Consider the following 18675-nt stretch of genomic DNA (forward strand, 5'->3'; position numbering starts at 1 on the left):
CTAAACTAATTACGAGGATTTAACTATGCCACTGGCTTTGTGGGCGCTCACCTTAAGCGCATTTGCAATAGGAACAACCGAGTTTGTAATAGTAGGCTTAGTACCTACCATTGCAAACGATTTAGGCGTAAGCCTACCTTCAGCGGGTTTACTGGTGAGTTTGTATGCGGTAGGTGTAGCCATTGGTGCACCTGTACTTACTGCACTCACCGGGCGATGGAACCGTAAAATTGTATTAATAAGCTTAATGGGCTTATTTGTAGTAGGAAACTTACTTGCATGGCAAGCGCCGAGTTACGAAACACTCATACTGGCACGCATACTAACAGGCCTAGCTCACGGGGTGTTTTTTTCAATTGGCTCTATGATTGCCACAAGCTTGGTAAGTAAAGATAAAGAAGCCAGCGCTATCGCGATTATGTTTACTGGTCTTACTGTTGCACTTGTAACGGGTGTGCCGTTAGGTACATGGATTGGCCAACACTTTGGCTGGCGTGCAACGTTTTTAGTAGTGTCGCTACTGGGCTTAATTGCTCTAATTGGTAGCGCTATTTTAGTACCAAAAAACTTAAAACAGTCTATTCCGGCCACATTTAAAGAGCAGCTTCAGGTTATTGTTAAGCCGCGCTTATTGCTCGTTTATTTAATGACTATATTAGGCTACGGCGGTACGTTCACCGCGTTTACTTATTTAGCACCTATATTAGAGCAGCAAACTGGCTTTGAACCATCAGCTATTGGTTTAATAATGCTGGTTTATGGTGTGTCGGTAGCGGTTGGTAATATATGGGGCGGGAAATTGGCCGATAAACGCGGCCCAATTAGCGCACTGAGTATTATATTTAGCGCGTTAATAATTATTTTATTGGCTTTCACCTTTACCATGGAATCAAAAGTAGCCGCTGTACTAACTATTTTAATATGGGGGGCACTTGCATTTGGTAACGTACCAGGCTTGCAGCTTTATGTAGTAAAACAAGCTAAAAAGCACACTCCTAATGCGGTAGATGTCGCATCGGGCTTGAACATAGCGGCATTTAATATTGGTATAGCACTGGGCTCAATTATTGGCGGTAGTGTAGTAGAGAGCATGACCTTACAAGACACCGCATGGATAGGCGCAGCAATTTCTGCTTTAGCATTAATAGCAACCCGTTACAGTGGCATGCTTGATAAGCGAGAAGTTCAGCAAGCGTAAACTATCTTCTGTTAAGGTTGAAACTTAAATTAATGGCCTCATTACCTGTATTGAGGTCATAGATTTTTAAGTGACGACACAAAAGAAGTAAAAGGTGTATTTTGTAAAGCTTTAAAAGAGCTTGTTTTTAACCGATTATTTTATAAGGATAGAGCCATGACACAACGTGTAATTGAAATGCCAGATTTAGGTATGGGAACATTCCGTTTAGAAGGCGACACCGCCTACAATTCAGTAAAAATGGCGTTAGAAGTAGGATTTCGTCATATCGATACTGCGCAAATTTATGGTAACGAAGAGCAAGTAGGCCAAGCCATAAAAGACAGCAACATTCCGCGCAGCGAAATATTTTTAACCACCAAAGTGTGGAACAATAAACTCAATAAAACTGACTTTATTGCCAGTGTAAAAAAATCGCTTGAAAAGCTACAAGTAGAGTCGGTTGATTTACTGCTTATTCACTGGCCTGCGCCTTCAAATGATGAGCCAATGAGTGAATACTTAACTGAGTTATTAAAAGCTAAGCAGCTTGGTTTAACTAAACACATTGGTGTATCAAACTTTACCATTGCAAACTTAAACGAAGCAATGCAAACGCTTGACTCGCGTGAAATATTTACCAATCAGGTTGAGGTTCACCCATACTTAACTAATACTAAATTGCGCGCATTTTGTGCTCAGCACGATATACACGTGACTGCGTATATGCCATTTGTAGTAGGTAAAGTACTTAAAGACCAAACGATTATTGATATTGCCAATAAACATGATGCATCGCCAGCGCAGGTGGTTATTGCATGGGTAAACGCCAATGGCATGACAACCATTCCATCATCAACTAAGCGTAAAAACTTAGAAGATAACTTTAACGACCACGTTAAGTTAGATGATGAGGACATTGCCCGTATCGATGGCCTTGATTGCGGCGACCGCCAAGCAACGCCAGATTTTGCGCCGCAGTGGGATCAGTAATAAAATACGCAATATGACATTAGGTGCAGAAAATCTGCACCTTTATTTTTTAAAAAGGACTCAGCATGTTAACGGTAATCGCCACTATTTCGAGTAAAAATATTGATGCAGACGTTGTATTAACCGCACTCGAAAATCTACAAAAGTACTCGCGCCAAGAAGTAGGCTGCCTACGTTATGAGCTATCGGTTAGAAGTGATGCGCAGCAAACGACTTATTTAGTGAGTGAGCAATGGGCATCTGATGAGCATTTTGAAGCGCATAAAAATGAGCCGCATTTTAAAGCCTTTGGTACACAAGCAACAGGCTTAGTAACCAGTAGTAATATTGATGTGTACAAATCTATTGGCTAAGTATAACTAATTGATTCAATTAATTTAAGCGGCGGCGTAATTTTACATCGCCCTTTTTGTACTGCTTATTTATATTTGGAGGTTGAATTTGCAGCCATATGATTGGTTTTTAGCTAAAGTAGAGCCTATTTAATGTAGTTGCTACTTACAAATAGGCGATAACACAGGAGCAGTTACCAGTCCCGCGTGGCTTCAAATAACCCCCGGTAGAACAAACTTAAAAACATTAAAGTGATACCTAATATATAACTATCAAAACATTCCTCCCTGCATCATTAATTTCTTGTTTATATAAAAGTTAACTTGTGTGATTATAAAATATAATATTCAAAAATTATGATGTGTTATAAATATTGGACGTAATAAGAGCCTCTAAGTTCTAATAACTGAATTTGTTACTATGTTGCTCACTATATAAAACAATAAAACCTCAGGATATAAATAATGAGAAACTCAAGAAATGAGATAGTAAAATATGGTGTATCCTTCGGTACGGCGTTAGCAATTGCAATTTCGTGGAGTGAAAACGAATCTGTTATATGGGCAATTTTGCACGGTTTTTTATCTTGGTTTTATGTGATTTGGCATGTAATTACTCGCTAAGTGTTATTGCTCTTTAAGTACTTTATTTTTCTTATTATGGGTAAGGTAAAAGTTGATAAAGAGCGGCTTCAATGTAGAGGCTACGAAGTAAAAGCACTATTTAAGTAGAACCATTGCATTGTAAAAACATCTAATAAAAATATAAAAGGAATAAAAATGAAAGGTGCAGGCGGAAGCTCTGGTGGTATAGGGCATTTTTTTATTGGATTAATAATGATGTGTGGTGGCTTTTATATGCTGCTAAACGCAATCTCGGTAACCTCTAACTTTGGCCTTAGTTCTCGTATTTACAGCGTTAATGCATTAGGTGGTTTTGGCATTACAGGTGGCATGGTAATGATCCCGTTTATTTTTGGCGTGGGTTTAATTTTTTATAATTCCAAAAATATTTTAGGCTGGTTACTGTCTTTAGGGTCATTAACGGCTTTAATATTTGGTGTTATATCAAGCGTACGTTTTAGTATGCGTACAATGACCTCGTTTGATTTAATAGTAATTATAATTTTAGCGTTTGGTGGTTTAGGGCTTTTTTTACGATCACTTAAATCTATTGATACTTAAATAATTACCAATTTTTGCCTTAGAGATAGTTTTAATGCAGCCGTTTTGCTTGATGTATTAATGCTTAAATTAATAATCGCCCCTTTGCCGATTACTGCTTAACCAGTAGTTGCGTACTTTAAAGAGATTTTTGTGAATAACTCAATACAACTAAAATTAATTGCGACTCATTTATTAGCCCAAAGAGAAGAGAATCCAGCACGTTCAAATTTTCCTAAAGAGTTAATACTAGACTCGACTGATGATGCAATAGAAGTACAAAAGTTGATGATTTATTTAAATGATCAAACAGTATATGGCTGGAAGTGTATGCTGCCGTTAGATGATGGCTCAATTATATTAGCGCCTCTTTTACATGCACCTATAAAACAAGCTGAAAATTGCCCACTGTATACAACAAATAATAAAGCGCTGATAGAACCAGAAATTGCATTTATTTTGCAAAGCGATTTACCAAGTAATAATACCTATACAAATGAAGACGTGGATACTGCATTTGCCAGCGCCCACTTAGCACTTGAGCTTATTCAAAAAAGGTTTGATGAAAGCACTCCAAACACTCACATTGAAAAGCTGGCCGATGGTTTATCTAATCAAGGCATATATGTAGGCCCACAAATAGATAAAGCCAAAGCTTATAACGCAAGTAGTGTAAACATTAACGTTAAGCAAACTGAGATGGAGTTAAACCTTGCGGGTACTCACCCTGCCGAACTTGCGCAGCTTCCACTTTATTGGGCGGTTAATTACTTATCAGCCAAAGGAATCAACTTAAAAGCAGGGCACGTGTTTATAACTGGCTCTTATTGTGGTGTGGTTGAGCTTAATACTGATCAGTTAACCACCATTAGCTACGAAGGTTTAGATGCCTTTAGTACTACGTTTATATCAAAGTAAACTTAAATGTTATTTAATAGACAAATCGTATTTTAAAATAAGCGCATCTATGTAACGGGTGCGTAGGGTTTGTTGTTTTTCGTGATCAGCCCCGTGGCCTATCGCTTTGTTTAATAGCTTCATTGCGGGGTGTAGCTGTGTACGCTCCTGTTGATTTAAGGATGCTTTAGTGCGCAGCTCAGTGATGTCGTCAACTAATAATCTGCCAATATCAACACTTACTATTTCGTCAATTAAACCATTTTGTGTAAGCACACCATATTTACTACATAAAAACTGCTGCCATACTTGTTGTAGGTGTTCATCTATTTCACAACCAAACAATTCTTCGTTAAAGGTAAAACCTTGCTGAGCAAGTTTAGTAAGGCTTGCCGTATATTGCTGTGCAAAATAATTAAAGGCATTACTCGATGATTCAATCTTTTGTTTTATAAGCCCTTGGCCCCAATTTACGCAACCGCGCGGATAATAGTCATCGTATTCCTCACACTCATACAATCCAGAATACGAACTGCAACTTAATTGACTTTTTATACAATAACTTGGCTTAGGAAATACGCTGTGTTGTTGCCACGTATCTAGTTGCTCGGCATCAATATTTAAAGCATGGCAAAGCTCATCGGTATTATAAAAATGAGTGGCTAAGTAGTTAGATAAACGCATAAAGGCTCGCTTAAAGTTAAAAATACAGATACTGTTTAAATGTACAGTGTTTGTATTTTGTATTATCAAACTAAATAACACAAGCCATTTTACGTTTATTATTAGCTTAGGCCTGCAAAAATGCGTGCAAGTATGTTACAAATAGCGCAAGTTTTATAAATAATGAATTTTTATGCGCACCCTAGAACAAATTAAACAAGCAAGCTTAATTACCGCTATTAAAACCCCGTACTTAGCCAATGGTGAAATAGACCTAGCAAAGTACGACGAACTCGTTGAAATACAAATAGCAGCGGGAGTAGATGGCATTGTGGTTGGTGGTACAACCGGCGAAGGCCAGTTAATGAACTGGGAAGAGCATTTAATGCTTATTGCGCACAGTGCAAACAAGTATGGCAATAAGCTACTGATTGTAGGTAATACAGGCAGTAACAATACACGCGAAGCAATAAAAGCCACTAAATATGGTTTTGCCAGTGGCATGCATGCAGCGCTGCAAATTAACCCATATTATGGCCGTACGTCTATTGCCGGTGTTAACGAGCACTTTAAAAGAGTACTCGATATAGGCCCTGCGTTTATTTACAACGTAGCAGGGCGTACAGGGCAAGACTTAACGCCAGATATTATTGAGCCATTAGCACAGCATCCTAACCTAATCGGTATTAAAGAATGTGGCGGCAATGAACGTATTGCACACTACGAGCAGCAAGGTATTGCGTGTTGGTCAGGTAACGATGACGAAGCGCACGACGCGCGCCATGTACACAAAGCACACGGTGTTATATCGGTTACCTCTAATCTTATACCTGGGTTGTTCCGCCAATTAATGGATACTAAAAATGATGCGTTAAATAGCTCATTACAACCTTTAATGAACTGGTTATTCTGCGAGCCAAACCCTATTGCTATTAACACCGCAATGATGATGACTGGCGCAGTAAACCCGGTATTTAGATTACCGTATTTACCACTGAGTGATGAGCAGCAAAAAATCGGTTTACCACTTATAAATCAGTTAAATGAAGCTGATGTAGTTGGCGGGAAAGCGCAGTGTTTAAGTTTAGATGATGTTTTAACACTATCTTAATTAAGCTTTAAGGTAAAAAGTGAAACGTGCTTATACGGTTTCACTTTTGCCGATTTTATTGCCAGTAATAATTTAATTTAAGTTTCCAGCTTGTTAGGTTTGAATGTTTGTAACTAATGCGAATGTCAAAATTTTGATTTATAGGAATTGATATTTCAGCTTGAGTTGATGACTTATCATCATTTTCTAAAATAAATTGTTCGTGAGAAGCTCTTAATTTAATATCTGAGTATAGTGTTGTTATTAAACCTAGTTCTAACGATGCATCATAAATATCGTCTGTAGCAGCAAGATCTCCAATATACCCGTTAGCAAGCGTAAAGATCAGGGTTTTATTATTATTGGTCAGATAAGATTTACCTATTCCACCCATTAAAAACGTGTTTGTGCAGCTTTTGCAAAGTGTATTCTGCCTTTCAAAACCAGCATTGACCTTCCATGAAAGGTTATTCTCTTTTGGCCATTTAACATAGGCTGGTGAAAATGACTCTAAATCCAGTAAGTGCAGTTTATCTAGATACAAATTAGAGCTTGAGATAGAGACTTCAGTATCAACCATTTCTAAATTGGAAAACGCAATGCGTGCAACATCTGACGCTAAAGAGTCAAAATAACTGAGTCTAAATCCCAAACCAAAGTTGTGTTGTTTGTTTACCTGAGTTGAAGAAACAGACATATTTGATGGTTTTTGTCCTTTGTGAGGTGCCTGCTGGGTATATGATGAAACGAGCACTTCATTGCCAATTGGGAGCGTTAAACGCGTTTTAATAAGTGCTTTTTTTAAGCTTTTAATATGGTCAATATTGTGTTTTTTTATTTGCTGTAATTGGACTAGCTCAAATAATGTTTCAATAATTCGTTTTTTACTTTTTATATTGAGTGAGATGAAATCATCTTGCTCAAGAAAGTCAGGTGTTTTGTATATCTGCTCTGCAATGGTTGATTCGTTGCCAGTCAGCTTTTTCATGTACTCAATAAAAACAGTACTTCGAGATGGCGTAAAGCGTACCTCTTGAACCAGCTTTTTATTGTTATAAGTAGCCTGATTTAATTTTGAAAAAACAGTTGTTGGGATCATCCATGGCGAGTTGTTATTTGTTAACTGCTCTCCTATAACAAGCTCTATTAGTTGCGCAATATGAAACGCGCAGTTTTCATCAGCAAAATAGTAATCGAATTGCGCACCGAGTATTTCCCATAAATGATTAGCAATAAACTTTGTATCGTCATTTTTTAAGGCAAGCTTATATTCCCAAAGATCTCTGAGTTCTATTTCACCGTAATTATGTTGATGACGGTAAAATAATTGATCTGAAAACCCTGCTTTATAACCGCCAAACAAGCCTTTTGTTATATAAACTAGACCATTTTCGTTATCCGGTACATGAGCACCATAATTTATGCTGTAATCGAGTAATTTATTGTTTTTGGCCGATGACCGATTTAGTTTTAACAACAAATGCCCATAAAGTGATGCCGGATTACTCATATAACCAGATGCAAATATTAGGCTTATAGAATGTATAGGTTGCGCATCTCGCCATTGTTCTAGTTGAATACAGGAGGAGTTAGGCTGCGAAAATGTTAACCCTTGTTTTTTTAGCCAGGTGTATCGTGCAGGATATTTACATTGTGTTAGTGGGTCTTTGTTAAAGCTTTGTACTGTCGCTTTTAGCTCTTCAAAAGGACTTGTTGGTCCGCGAGAAGATATAAAAAATGATGTGTTTGTAATATAGCTTTCATTAAACGCGGGTTTTTTGTAATGGCCTAAACTTAACCACGTGGGATGTTGAGCTAATTGTTTTAATGTTACAGATGCTTGAAGATTAAATGAAGCAATAAAAAAGATAAAAATTATAAGAGAATAAATTTTCATAAATACCCAACGTGCTTGGGGTAGAAAAGGCTAAAAGGGCTAAAATTAGCCCTTTTATATATTATATTGCAGAACAGTTAGCTGAGAACTGGCTAGCAATATTGCTTTCAACAAGTGTATAAAGAGCCTGAGCATCGTTTACAGATGTTTGAGCAAAATCATTACGTATCGTTGAGATCATTTGAGAATGAGCTGAGCTATCACACCCACGTACATTTAACATTGCTGAGATGTACTCGCCTTCACCCTGTGCAATTTCTTGCTCTAGGATTGGGAATGTTTGTTGAATAAATTGTGCAGTTTTAACGTTTGCACCTTTACAGCTTTCTACAGATGAAACATTTGAAGAAACAGCAGTTGTACCTAAATCCCAAATAACATTTGAGATAGCAGCGGCTGTGCCATTATCAGGAAAAACCATTGCACCAATACCACATTGCTGCCATGGGTTAACATCTGCTTGCGCTGGGGTTACTACGAAAGTACTTGCTAATACTGCTGCAGCTAAACATCTTTTTATCATTATTAAATCCTTATTTATATGTCCCTTAAATGGGGCTTGAATTCTATAGATATCTTGGCTTTAGTGCAATAATACTTCTTATGAATTTAATGAAAAGTATATTTTGTTAAATTAAATGAGGGTAAGGCCTGATTTTAATCTGGCTTTACAGCATTAATTCGAAGATGTTTTTAAATCAATGGCTTTGTGATTCAACAAAACAAAATATTTAATTAGTAATATTGTTTAAAACTAACTGTTGACTCATTTTTACTGTATAATTTGCGACCCTTGATAATGTGGCCGCAGGTTATACAGCATGAATTTTAAATCTTTTAGTTTTGCCCCTGAACTTATTCAGGCGTTAGACGAACTTAATTACCACACCCTTACGCCCATTCAGCGTTCAGCTATTCCGGCTGTCCGTAAAGGTAAAGACGTTTTAGCAAGTGCCCAAACTGGTACTGGTAAAACGGCAGCGTTTGCTTTACCTATCATCCAAAAATTATTTGAATCAGAGCACAGCACAACGAATGCACCAAGTGCATTAGTACTTGCGCCAACTCGTGAGCTTGCAGAGCAAATAGCTAATAACTTTAAAGCTTACGCAAAACACACACCTTTAAAAGTAGTGAGCTTGTTTGGTGGTGTTAATACCGCAGGCCAAGCTAATTCACTAAAAGACGGTGTAGATGTTGTTGTTGCAACACCTGGGCGCTTACTTGATCATATCCGTTTAGGTAATTTAAGCCTTGCAAGCGTTAAACATTTAGTACTTGATGAAGCCGACCGTATGCTTGATATGGGCTTTATTGAAGATATGCAAAGTGTTATTAAAAGCTGTGACGAGCAGCGTCAAATTTTACTTTTCTCGGCTACGTTTCCAGCTGCGATTAAACAGTTTGCTTCTAAAGTATTAAAACAGCCTGAGATTGTGCGTGTTGATCAAACTAATAGCACAGCAAGTACCGTTCAGCACGTTGTGTACCCAGTAGAAGAGCGCCGTAAACAAGAGCTTCTTTCAGAGCTGATTGGTAAAAAGAACTGGCAGCAAGTACTTGTGTTTGTAAACATGAAAGAAACAGCCGATGAGCTTGTAAAAGAGCTTAACCTTGACGGTATTCCTGCCACTGTATGCCACGGCGATAAGTCGCAAGGTAACCGCCGACGTGCACTTCGTGAATTTAAAGAAGGCAAAGTACGTGTTTTAGTGGCAACCGAAGTGGCAGCACGTGGTATTGATATTGATGGCCTCCCACGTGTAATTAATATTGATTTACCGTGGCTTGCAGAAGATTACGTACACCGTATTGGCCGTACAGGTCGTGCTGGTAACCAAGGCCAAGCAATTTCATTTGTAAGCCGTGAAGAAGAAAATACTTTATTTGAAATCGAAGCGTTAATTGGTCAAAAAATTAAGCGTGTATATTTAGAGGGTTACGAAGTAAGTAACCGTGAAGTACTTATTGATAAAATTGGTAAAAAACCAGCGCATTTACGCCGTAGCCGTACTAATAAGCCTACAGGGCAAGCAACAGGCGAAGCACGTGCTGTAAATCGCTCGCGTATTTCAAATGTACGTAAAAGCTTAAAAGGCGCCAAGCTTACCCTTAAAAAGTAAGCTAAAACGCGAATTTTAATTAAAAAAAACCTGAGTTTACTCAGGTTTTTTTGTATTTAATGAAAGTGTTTTATCAATTATTTCAGCATAGGTGTACGCAGCTTGCTCTTGGTTTATATTAGCAATAATAGATAACCCAACCGGTAAGTTACTTACCTTGCCCACAGGGAGTGTTATATGTGTGCTTCCTGCTATTGCGGGCAAAGAGCTGCTGCTGCCTTTAAAATTATCACCGTTAATGAGGTCGGTTTTCCACGCTGGCGATACTGTTGGGGCAATAACGATATCTATATCATTATTTTTATATAAATTAGTAATTGCTGATTTAGCCAGTGCACGGTAGCGTGTTTTAACACGCTGGTATTTATCTTTATTTGTTAAATCAATTGCCAGCGATTGAGTAAGTATATCCTGTCCGAAGTAGGGCATTTCTGTTTCTTTATTTTGATTATTAAAGTTAATGAGTGCCTCTAAGCTTTTAGTTTTTACTTTTTTTGGTGTGTTAGATAAGTAATGATTTATTTCAACTTTAAAATCGTAAAGTAAAATGTAGTATTCATCAGCGAATAAAGTATCTAGATTGTCAGTTACCTCTATTTCAGTAACGGTATGCCCTGCTTGTTTAAGTGCATTTAATTGCTTTTTATAAAGCTGCTGAGTTTGAATGGTAAATTTATCACTTGGTAGCGCACCAATTTTGAGTGCTGATTTAGCCGTTAACTCTTTTGAATTTAAAACAAACTCATGTGTTGATACATCTTTTTTATCTTCGCCTTGTAATACTGCAAGCACAAGTAGCGCATCTTTTAGGGTATGAGCCATAGGCCCAACAGTGTCTTGGCTGCTTGAAAGGGGAATAACCCCATTGCGTGATACTTGGCCCATGCTTGGTTTTATAGCATATACACCGTTAACTGATGCGGGGCAGGTAATAGAGCCATCGGTTTCTGTGCCCAGTGCAATTGGTGCAAAGTTAAGTGCTACGGCCACTGCAGAGCCAGCACTAGAACCACACGGGTTTCTAGTTATATCGTGAGCATTATGTGTTTGTCCACCTACAGCGCTCCACCCAGAGGAAGAGTACGAAGATCGGAAATTGGCCCATTCACTCAAGTTTGCTTTACCTAAAATAATAGCACCCGCTTCTCGCAGTTTTTTAACTACAAAAGCATCTTTATTAGTAATATTGTTTTTTAAAGCCAAAGAGCCCGCTGTAGTCGGTAATTTACCTTTGGTCTCTATGTTATCTTTAAGCAGAACGGGTATACCGTGAAGTGGCCCGGCCCATTTAGAATTTGCATAGAGTAAATCTAAAGCTTTAGCCTGTTCAATAGCTGAGGGATCGATATTAATCACAGCGTTATATTGTGGGTTGAGTTTTTCTATTCGGTTTATATAAGCTTGTGTAATGTGTTGTGCATTTGTCGTTTTGTTTTTATAAGCTGCGTGAATTTGCTCTATAGTTTTTAAATTATTCGCTTTAGCACTAAATACACAAAGCACACAAATTAAAGAAATAATGGTTGTTTTGGTCATTCTATTAAGCCGCTAATTGTTATTTGTTATACATTTAGCACAAAAAAGCCTCACAAAGTGAGGCTTTTCGGTAAATAACTTAAAAACCCGGTTTAAGCGTTTTCTAACATTGAGAGTGCAACGGCTTCAGCCGCTTTAATACCATCAATGCCTGCAGATAAAATACCACCTGCGTAACCTGCGCCTTCACCTGCTGGGTATAAACCTGTTGTATTTATACTTTGGAAGCTTTTATCGCGTTTGATACTAATAGGCGATGATGTACGCGTTTCTACACCGGTTAATAAGCCATCGTTAGTTGAAAAACCACGAATTTGCTTATTAAATGCGGGTATGGCTTCGCGTATAGCATCGATAGCAAACTGCGGGAGTACTTTACCTAAATCGGTTAATTTAATCCCTGGTGTATATGAAGGCTCAACGCCGCCAATGTTACCCGATGGTTTGCCTTTTAAAAAATCACCGATAAGCTGAGCAGGGGCATCATAATTACTGCCGCCTAATGCATAAGCCTGCTCTTCTAATTTACGCTGTAAATCAATACCTGCAAGCGGGTGACCAGGGAAATCTTTTTCTGGGTTAATACCCACAACAATGGCGCTATTTGCGTTACGCTCACTGCGTGAATATTGGCTCATACCGTTAGTAACAACACGGCCTTCTTCAGAGGTTGCGGCTACTACAGTGCCCCCTGGGCACATACAAAAGCTGTAAACCGTGCGGCCATTATCACAATGATGAACGAGTTTGTAATCGGCTGAGCCTAAAATTGGGTTGCCTGCGTTATCTCCAAAGCGGCACTCGTCAATCATTGATTGTTTGTGCTCGATTCTAAAGCCAACAGAGAAGGGTTTAGCTTCTACATAAATACCTTTGTCGTGGATCATTTTAAAGGTATCACGAGCGCTGTGACCTACGGCAAGTACAACATGACGAGTATCTAGTTTTTCACCATTTGAAAGTGTTAAGCCGGTTACTTGTCCATCATCTAAATGAATGTCATCTACGCGTGTGCTAAAGCGTATTTCGCCGCCAAGCTCTATAATACGCGCGCGCATTTTTTCAATCATAGTAACAAGTTTAAACGTACCAATGTGCGGCTTACTTACATATAGAATTTCATCTGGTGCACCGGCTTCTACAAATTCGGTTATAACTTTACGACCATAATGTTTTGGATCTTTTACTTGGCTGTATAGTTTACCGTCTGAAAATGTACCTGCACCACCTTCACCAAACTGCACATTAGACTCAGTATTAAGTGTGCGTTTACGCCAAAAGCCAAAGGTGTCTTTTGTGCGTTCGCGTACTTCTTTACCACGCTCTAAAATAATCGGGTTAAAGCCCATTTGAGCAAGGACTAAACCCGCAAATAAACCACACGGACCAAAACCAATTACCACAGGGCGCTCGGTAATATTGGCAGGTGCTTGCGCTACAAATTTGTATGAAGTGTCGGGCGCCGGTTTTACGTGCTGATCTTTAGAGAATGTATTAAGGAGCGCTTCTTCGTTATCTACTTCAATATCAAGAGTGTAAATAAGTAAAATAGCTGTTTTTTTACGTGCGTCGTAGCCACGTTTAAACACATTATAGCTGTGCAATTGCTCAGGTTTTATTTTTAGTTTATCTACTATGGCTTGGCCTATAGCATCTTCGTTATGATCAAGCGGCAGCTTTATTTCGGTTAAACGTATCATTAGTATCTCTTTTAGGTGTCTTAGCGGGTTTATTTCCGCTCACAATAAGAAGTGTAGGGCACGTAATGGCTTTACATTGAGGGCGCATATACTACGTTAAATTGGCCAATTATGGCACTTATTTATTGTGTTTTTAGTGTGGTTGGGTATGATCCGCGCCTTAGATGATTAATTATTGGGTTTTAACTGTTATGGCGTTTGTAGTCACCGAAAACTGTATTAAATGCAAATACACAGATTGTGTGGCAGTGTGCCCTGCAGATGCCTTTTACGAAGGCCCTAACTTTTTAGCAATAAGCCCAATAGATTGTATTGATTGCGGCTTGTGTGTACCAGAGTGCCCAGCAGAGGCAATTTATCAAGAAGACGAACTTCCAGAAGATCAAAAAGAATTTACTGAACTTAACGCTGAGCTTGCTTTAGTTTGGCCGCGTATTGTTGAGGTAAAACCAGCCCCTGATGACGCAGACCAATGGAATGGTGTGGCTAATAAGCTTAAATTAATAGAAACCTAGCTTTTTAAATTAATCCTTTAATATTAATTAGTTAAAATATCCAATATTTTTAGTATCAAACTATTAACAAATGTACTGACTTAAATTACACTCCGTAGATAAGTTTACCTTTTTAGGGTAAATATCTCTAAATGGATGTTTATGCAGTACTTTATAACTATAAAAAAACACTTTAGTGTTTTGTTTGCACTTACTTTTGCACTTTTATTTACAACCCCACTATTAGCCGCTGAAAAAACACAGTATTCGCTGTCACATATCAGTACTAATATTACCGTTGATGGCGTACTTGACGAGCCACATTGGCAAAATGCCACATTAGTACCGATTGCGTTTCAAGATGAGCCTAACGAGAAGGGTATACCTCCTGTTAAAACCGACGCTTACATGTATGAAGATGGCAGCAACTTATATGTTGCATTTGTAGCCGAAGACCCACAGCCTAGCCAAATTACAGCGTCACTTCGTGATAGAGATACGCTTTGGCAAGACGACACGGTTATTTTAATTATTGATACCTTTAACGATGAGCGTTCAGCTTACGAATTTTATGTAAACCCATTAGGCGCGCAAGGTGATACTCGAATGAGTGACACCGATGGTTGGCAGTCAGACCCATCTTGGGACGCAATATGGGATAGCGCAGGTAAAATTACTGAGCAAGGCTTTGTAGTTGAAATACGCATACCTTTTAAAGCACTTCGATTTCCTGAAAATAAGCCCGATCTAACGTGGGGGTTTGCGGTGCTACGAAATTATCAGCGTGACGTGCTTTATCAACTTTCAAATATGGGTTTTGACCGAGATATAAAATGCAGCCTTTGTCAGTTTGATAAACTCCACGGTTTTAAAAACGTAAAAGCCAGTAAAAATTTACAATTAACGCCTACGCTTACAGCGCTTAGACATGATTCAAAGCCAACCTTACCTGGCAACTGGGATAACGGCGATATTAATACCGAAGCAGGACTAGATTTACGCTGGGGTGTTACTCAAGATGCGGTGATTAATGCGACAATTAATCCTGATTTTTCGCAAATAGAAAGTGATGCTTTAGAGCTTGATGTAAACACCACTTACTCGATATATTATGACGAAAAGCGACCGTTTTTTTTAGATGGGGCATCGTATTTTCAAAGTAGTTTATTTGAACTACTTTATACCCGCACTATTGCAGAGCCTGAGGTAGGAGCAAAACTGACTGGCAAAACGGATCAGCATAGCTATGCATTTATGTATGCAGATGACGATAACAGTAATATTTTATTACCTACAAACCAAGGCTCTGGTTTTGCTATTTTAGAGGAAAAAACTCACGCAGCAGCTGCCCGTTATCAATATGATATTGGCGAGCAAGGTACTATAGGGCTTAGTACTACTCATAGAGAAAGTGATGATTACTACAATACGGTGATCTCTGTTGATGGCAGTTACTGGTTTAATCAATCAGATACGCTTGCCTACCAAGTGGCAACGGCTGATTCTAAAAACTCAGCGTTTTTAACCAATAACTATAATTTAGCTAAAAATCAATCAGACGAAGCATACGCTATTGAATTCACAAGAGATAAGCGTGACTACAACGTGTCTGCGAGCTACGAAAATATCGGGGAAGATTATCGTACAGACCTAGGTTACCAAGAAAAAGTTGGTTACGAGAAGGTAGGCCTTGTAGGCGGACAAACTTGGTACAGCGACGAGTCAGGCTTATTAACGTCATGGTCTTACGAGGCAGACTGGAATAAAACATGGGCTCAAAATGGCGACTTACTTGAAGATGAATACCAAGGGTTTATAACATTAAAAGGCCAAAAACAGTCTATTTTTGAAATTGGCTTACTTCATCGTTATGAGAATTATAACGATACTTTTTATAACCAAAACATTGGCTTTGTTTATACAGGCTTTAAACCTAAAAATAATATATGGCTTTCGTTTTATGGTGAATATGGTAGCCGTATAGATTACGCCAATGAGCAAATTGGTGACTCGTACGCTACGCAAACACAAGCTAAGTGGGATATAAACGATCACTGGCAGGTAGACGTTAAGCATAATTACAGTGTGTTAGATAACCCTCAAGGTGAGCGAGTATATACCGCTAACTTATTAGATTTTAGGCTTTATTATAAATTTAGTATGCGTTCAATGCTTAAACTAATTTTACAATTTGAAGATATTGATAGAAATGAAGACGCTTACTTTTATCAAGTAAGTCACATAAATAAAGATTATGGCAGCCAACTTGTTTATTCGTACAAAATAAATGCGCAAACCTTATTTTACTTAGGGTACTCAGATAAAAGTTATCAAGACGACTCGCTAAAGCATGTTGAGCGTGATCAGCGCACATTTTTTACAAAAGTAAGTTATGCGTGGCAACTTTAAGCTTTAGTATTGTTAATTCATAATGACTGTTAATCAAATTGCTAAAAACTTGATGACGAGATAGTGAGAATAATTTATACATAATACTTAACAATTGGTTTATTTTTATTCACTACGCTCTATAATTAGTTAATGATCAAGCAATAATTTACTTCTTTATTATTGCTGGCCTTACAAATACTCATTAATAAGTATTGTATTATCGCTTGCTTAGTACTAAATGCAGGCGATATAATCACCTTTTAGTAACGGATTTGTAGGAGAAGTAATTTAGATGGATTTTTTTGATGAGTAAATTGAAGCCTGTTGGATTTATAATTTTAGTTTTAATCTTATTTTGCTTTTGCATAAATATAGAACTGACAAATCAAATTAATCGCATCAACCTATTTCACTCTGATATTGATATACGTAGTTTCGAAATAGCGAACACCTCGTTAAATATGGCCCCTTGGTATAATCCTATTATTAATGGCCATTACATAATAGAAGACTCTTCGGTAAATTATCTCCTTATAAAAACAACGGACACCGAATTTTTAGCGGCGAATGCTCAAAAACTAGTGCTGATGACATTAGCGTCACCTATTAATTTTTTAATTGTTTGTATTTTGCTATTTGGTTGTGGAGCTTACCTTCGCAGAGAGAGAAGAAAACGCCAATATAAAAACCAAATAGCTCAATTAAACCTTCAAGCAAACACGTTACTTAATGCCTTTAATTTAAATGTTAAACCAGCAGAAAACCCTTCAGGAGTGAGTAGTTTAAGCCAGTCAATCACTAGCTTAAATACACATGTTGCTAACTATTTAAAGCAAACCCAAACGAGCATCTGCCAAGATAAGCTTACTTTACTCATTGATCGTCACGCTTATATAGAACATATCGACAGACAAATTAACCACACATCAAAAGAAGAGCTCAAATGCGCACTTTTATTTATTGATTTAGATGGTTTTAAACAAGTTAATGACTCTTTTGGGCATAGTTTTGGCGATGAAATATTAGTACAAGTAGCGAGCCGATTAGCAAACGTTTTACGCCACCATAAATTAAGTAATATAAATACTGCAAACCAATTAGAGCAAAATTTATCTCGCTTAGGAGGAGATGAATTTTCTATTTTTATAGAGTCACTAGATGAAAGTGATAGAGTTGTAGAAATTGCTAAGCATGTTTTAAGTGAGCTTGAAAAAGATTTTGTACTGGGAAATAAAATAGTAAAAATTAGCGCAAGTATTGGTATTGCTACATATCCAGAAAGCGCATCAACCCCTCAGGCTTTATTACAACTTGCCGATGTTGCAATGTACCGAGCTAAAAGTGATGGTAAGGGTATATTTAAAGTTTACTCGCCTGAAATGGGTAACAAAATGCGTCGCTACCACTATCTATTGGAAGAGTTGCGGTTAGCTGTTGCGTGTAAAGATTTTTATTTATCTTTTCAGCCTATTGTGCACGTAGAAGATTGCATGATTGATTACTTTGAGGCGCTTACTCGCTGGGATCATCCCGTAGAGGGAATGATTTCACCTACTGAATTTATTCCAATAGCTGAAGAGTCTAATTTAATATTAGAGTTAGGCGATTGGATTATGCTTGAGTCGTGTAGACAAATGGCTGCTTGGCATAATGCTGGTATGCGTAAAGTTAAAATATCGGTTAATGTATCGGGTGTGCAACTTAAGCACCGGGATATTTATGACTGGATCATGAAAAAGCTGAAAAAAACCGGCTTGCCAGCAACATCGTTAATGCTCGAAATAACAGAATCTACCTTTATTAAAGCAAGCCCTAGAATAATTGAAGAATTAGGACGCTTACGCGCTGAAGGGATCACGATTGCTATTGATGACTTTGGTACCGGCTTTAGCTCATTAAGTACACTTGCTGACTTACCCATTGATGTAATTAAAATAGATCGCTCATTTATAACTCAGGCTAATAAAAGTCAAAAGTATAATGATATTTTAAATACAATTAGTGAACTTGGACAAAAGTTAGGGCTTAAAATTGTCGCAGAAGGTGTAGAAGAAATCGCACAATTTGAGTTAGTTAAAAAAATAGGTGTGAGTTCAGTGCAAGGTTATTTAGTTAGCCGACCCGAGACATCTATAAACGTTGGAAACAAAATATTACGTAATAATAATAGTAACTTATCTGCTTCAGGAACCAGTGCTTGGGATATTATTAGTTAGAG

General features: G+C 37.8%; 16 protein-coding genes. 11 read left to right on the plus strand and 5 right to left on the minus strand.

Annotated elements, in window-relative coordinates; translation table 11 throughout:
* The first annotated feature begins 25 nt into the window (after nucleotides 1-25).
* From CWC11_RS05455 to CWC11_RS05475, 6 genes are all read left to right on the plus strand, one after another.
* Complete coding sequence (locus tag CWC11_RS05455) at nucleotides 26-1198, plus strand: MFS transporter (protein WP_138681855.1); 1173 nt, start codon at nucleotides 26-28, stop codon at nucleotides 1196-1198.
* Nucleotides 1199-1354: 156 nt separating this feature from the next.
* Nucleotides 1355-2170, plus strand: coding sequence for a 2,5-didehydrogluconate reductase DkgB (dkgB, locus tag CWC11_RS05460; protein ID WP_138681856.1), 816 nt, complete (start codon nucleotides 1355-1357; stop codon nucleotides 2168-2170).
* Nucleotides 2171-2235: 65 nt separating this feature from the next.
* On the plus strand, nucleotides 2236-2523 hold the full coding sequence (locus CWC11_RS05465) for a putative quinol monooxygenase (RefSeq protein ID WP_138681857.1): 288 nt from the start codon (nucleotides 2236-2238) through the stop codon (nucleotides 2521-2523).
* 444 nt (nucleotides 2524-2967) lie between these two features.
* Nucleotides 2968-3126: a hypothetical protein gene (locus tag CWC11_RS22790; protein ID WP_165491333.1), complete on the plus strand. Its 159-nt coding sequence runs from the start codon at nucleotides 2968-2970 to the stop codon at nucleotides 3124-3126.
* Nucleotides 3127-3282: 156 nt separating this feature from the next.
* Nucleotides 3283-3687 carry a hypothetical protein gene (locus CWC11_RS05470; protein ID WP_138681858.1) on the plus strand — a complete coding sequence of 135 codons (405 nt, stop codon included), beginning with the start codon at nucleotides 3283-3285 and terminating at the stop codon, nucleotides 3685-3687.
* Nucleotides 3688-3819: 132 nt separating this feature from the next.
* Nucleotides 3820-4584, plus strand: coding sequence for a 2-keto-4-pentenoate hydratase (locus tag CWC11_RS05475; protein ID WP_138681859.1), 765 nt, complete (start codon nucleotides 3820-3822; stop codon nucleotides 4582-4584).
* Nucleotides 4585-4593: 9 nt separating this feature from the next.
* On the opposite strand, the gene CWC11_RS05480 is transcribed toward CWC11_RS05475, so the two are convergent.
* Nucleotides 4594-5247 (minus strand): DUF6058 family natural product biosynthesis protein, encoded by a 654-nt coding sequence (locus CWC11_RS05480; RefSeq protein ID WP_138681860.1) that lies wholly within the window; start codon nucleotides 5245-5247, stop codon nucleotides 4594-4596.
* Between the two features lie 172 nt (nucleotides 5248-5419).
* Between CWC11_RS05480 and dapA the strand changes: the two genes are divergently transcribed.
* Nucleotides 5420-6337 carry a 4-hydroxy-tetrahydrodipicolinate synthase gene (gene dapA / locus CWC11_RS05485; protein WP_138681861.1) on the plus strand — a complete coding sequence of 306 codons (918 nt, stop codon included), beginning with the start codon at nucleotides 5420-5422 and terminating at the stop codon, nucleotides 6335-6337.
* A 55-nt stretch (nucleotides 6338-6392) separates the two neighbouring features.
* On the opposite strand, the gene CWC11_RS05490 is transcribed toward dapA, so the two are convergent.
* On the minus strand, nucleotides 6393-8213 hold the full coding sequence (locus CWC11_RS05490; RefSeq protein ID WP_138681862.1) for an Lnb N-terminal periplasmic domain-containing protein: 1821 nt from the start codon (nucleotides 8211-8213) through the stop codon (nucleotides 6393-6395).
* 61 nt (nucleotides 8214-8274) lie between these two features.
* Nucleotides 8275-8736, minus strand: coding sequence for a DUF3015 family protein (locus tag CWC11_RS05495; RefSeq protein ID WP_138681863.1), 462 nt, complete (start codon nucleotides 8734-8736; stop codon nucleotides 8275-8277).
* 298 nt (nucleotides 8737-9034) lie between these two features.
* Between CWC11_RS05495 and CWC11_RS05500 the strand changes: the two genes are divergently transcribed.
* Nucleotides 9035-10336, plus strand: a complete 1302-nt coding sequence (locus CWC11_RS05500; RefSeq protein WP_104644063.1) for a DEAD/DEAH box helicase — start codon at nucleotides 9035-9037, stop codon at nucleotides 10334-10336.
* Between the two features lie 36 nt (nucleotides 10337-10372).
* On the opposite strand, the gene CWC11_RS05505 is transcribed toward CWC11_RS05500, so the two are convergent.
* Nucleotides 10373-11872: an amidase family protein gene (locus CWC11_RS05505; RefSeq protein ID WP_138681864.1), complete on the minus strand. Its 1500-nt coding sequence runs from the start codon at nucleotides 11870-11872 to the stop codon at nucleotides 10373-10375.
* A 92-nt stretch (nucleotides 11873-11964) separates the two neighbouring features.
* A complete protein-coding gene (locus CWC11_RS05510) occupies nucleotides 11965-13572 on the minus strand; it encodes an NAD(P)/FAD-dependent oxidoreductase (RefSeq protein ID WP_138681865.1) in 1608 nt (535 codons plus the stop codon).
* A 191-nt stretch (nucleotides 13573-13763) separates the two neighbouring features.
* On the opposite strand from CWC11_RS05510, the gene fdxA reads away from it, so the two are divergent.
* From fdxA to CWC11_RS05525, 3 genes are all read left to right on the plus strand, one after another.
* Entirely contained in the window at nucleotides 13764-14087 is a 324-nt protein-coding gene (fdxA, locus tag CWC11_RS05515) for a ferredoxin FdxA (protein ID WP_058550364.1), read from the plus strand.
* A gap of 141 nt (nucleotides 14088-14228) precedes the next feature.
* Nucleotides 14229-16475, plus strand: coding sequence for a carbohydrate binding family 9 domain-containing protein (locus CWC11_RS05520; protein ID WP_138681866.1), 2247 nt, complete (start codon nucleotides 14229-14231; stop codon nucleotides 16473-16475).
* A gap of 287 nt (nucleotides 16476-16762) precedes the next feature.
* Nucleotides 16763-18673: a putative bifunctional diguanylate cyclase/phosphodiesterase gene (locus CWC11_RS05525; protein WP_138681867.1), complete on the plus strand. Its 1911-nt coding sequence runs from the start codon at nucleotides 16763-16765 to the stop codon at nucleotides 18671-18673.
* The last annotated feature ends 2 nt before the right edge of the window (nucleotides 18674-18675 follow it).

The sequence above is a fragment of the Pseudoalteromonas sp. S3178 genome (genome assembly GCF_005886985.1).
GTDB classification, from domain to species: Bacteria; Pseudomonadota; Gammaproteobacteria; order Enterobacterales; family Alteromonadaceae; genus Pseudoalteromonas; species Pseudoalteromonas carrageenovora.

What these genes read in the sequence shown, in the direction of transcription:
- CWC11_RS05455 (WP_138681855.1), top strand. Translation starts at nt 26, where the DNA reads ATGCCACTGGCTTTGTGGGCGCTCACCTTAAGCGCATTTGCAATAGGA.
- dkgB (WP_138681856.1), top strand. Translation starts at nt 1,355, where the DNA reads ATGACACAACGTGTAATTGAAATGCCAGATTTAGGTATGGGAACATTC.
- CWC11_RS05465 (WP_138681857.1), top strand. Translation starts at nt 2,236, where the DNA reads ATGTTAACGGTAATCGCCACTATTTCGAGTAAAAATATTGATGCAGAC.
- CWC11_RS22790 (WP_165491333.1), top strand. Translation starts at nt 2,968, where the DNA reads ATGAGAAACTCAAGAAATGAGATAGTAAAATATGGTGTATCCTTCGGT.
- CWC11_RS05470 (WP_138681858.1), top strand. Translation starts at nt 3,283, where the DNA reads ATGAAAGGTGCAGGCGGAAGCTCTGGTGGTATAGGGCATTTTTTTATT.
- CWC11_RS05480 (WP_138681860.1), bottom strand. Translation starts at nt 5,247, where the DNA reads ATGCGTTTATCTAACTACTTAGCCACTCATTTTTATAATACCGATGAG.
- dapA (WP_138681861.1), top strand. Translation starts at nt 5,420, where the DNA reads ATGCGCACCCTAGAACAAATTAAACAAGCAAGCTTAATTACCGCTATT.
- CWC11_RS05490 (WP_138681862.1), bottom strand. Translation starts at nt 8,213, where the DNA reads ATGAAAATTTATTCTCTTATAATTTTTATCTTTTTTATTGCTTCATTT.
- CWC11_RS05495 (WP_138681863.1), bottom strand. Translation starts at nt 8,736, where the DNA reads ATGATAAAAAGATGTTTAGCTGCAGCAGTATTAGCAAGTACTTTCGTA.
- CWC11_RS05500 (WP_104644063.1), top strand. Translation starts at nt 9,035, where the DNA reads ATGAATTTTAAATCTTTTAGTTTTGCCCCTGAACTTATTCAGGCGTTA.
- CWC11_RS05505 (WP_138681864.1), bottom strand. Translation starts at nt 11,872, where the DNA reads ATGACCAAAACAACCATTATTTCTTTAATTTGTGTGCTTTGTGTATTT.
- CWC11_RS05510 (WP_138681865.1), bottom strand. Translation starts at nt 13,572, where the DNA reads ATGATACGTTTAACCGAAATAAAGCTGCCGCTTGATCATAACGAAGAT.
- fdxA (WP_058550364.1), top strand. Translation starts at nt 13,764, where the DNA reads ATGGCGTTTGTAGTCACCGAAAACTGTATTAAATGCAAATACACAGAT.
- CWC11_RS05520 (WP_138681866.1), top strand. Translation starts at nt 14,229, where the DNA reads ATGCAGTACTTTATAACTATAAAAAAACACTTTAGTGTTTTGTTTGCA.
- CWC11_RS05525 (WP_138681867.1), top strand. Translation starts at nt 16,763, where the DNA reads ATGAGTAAATTGAAGCCTGTTGGATTTATAATTTTAGTTTTAATCTTA.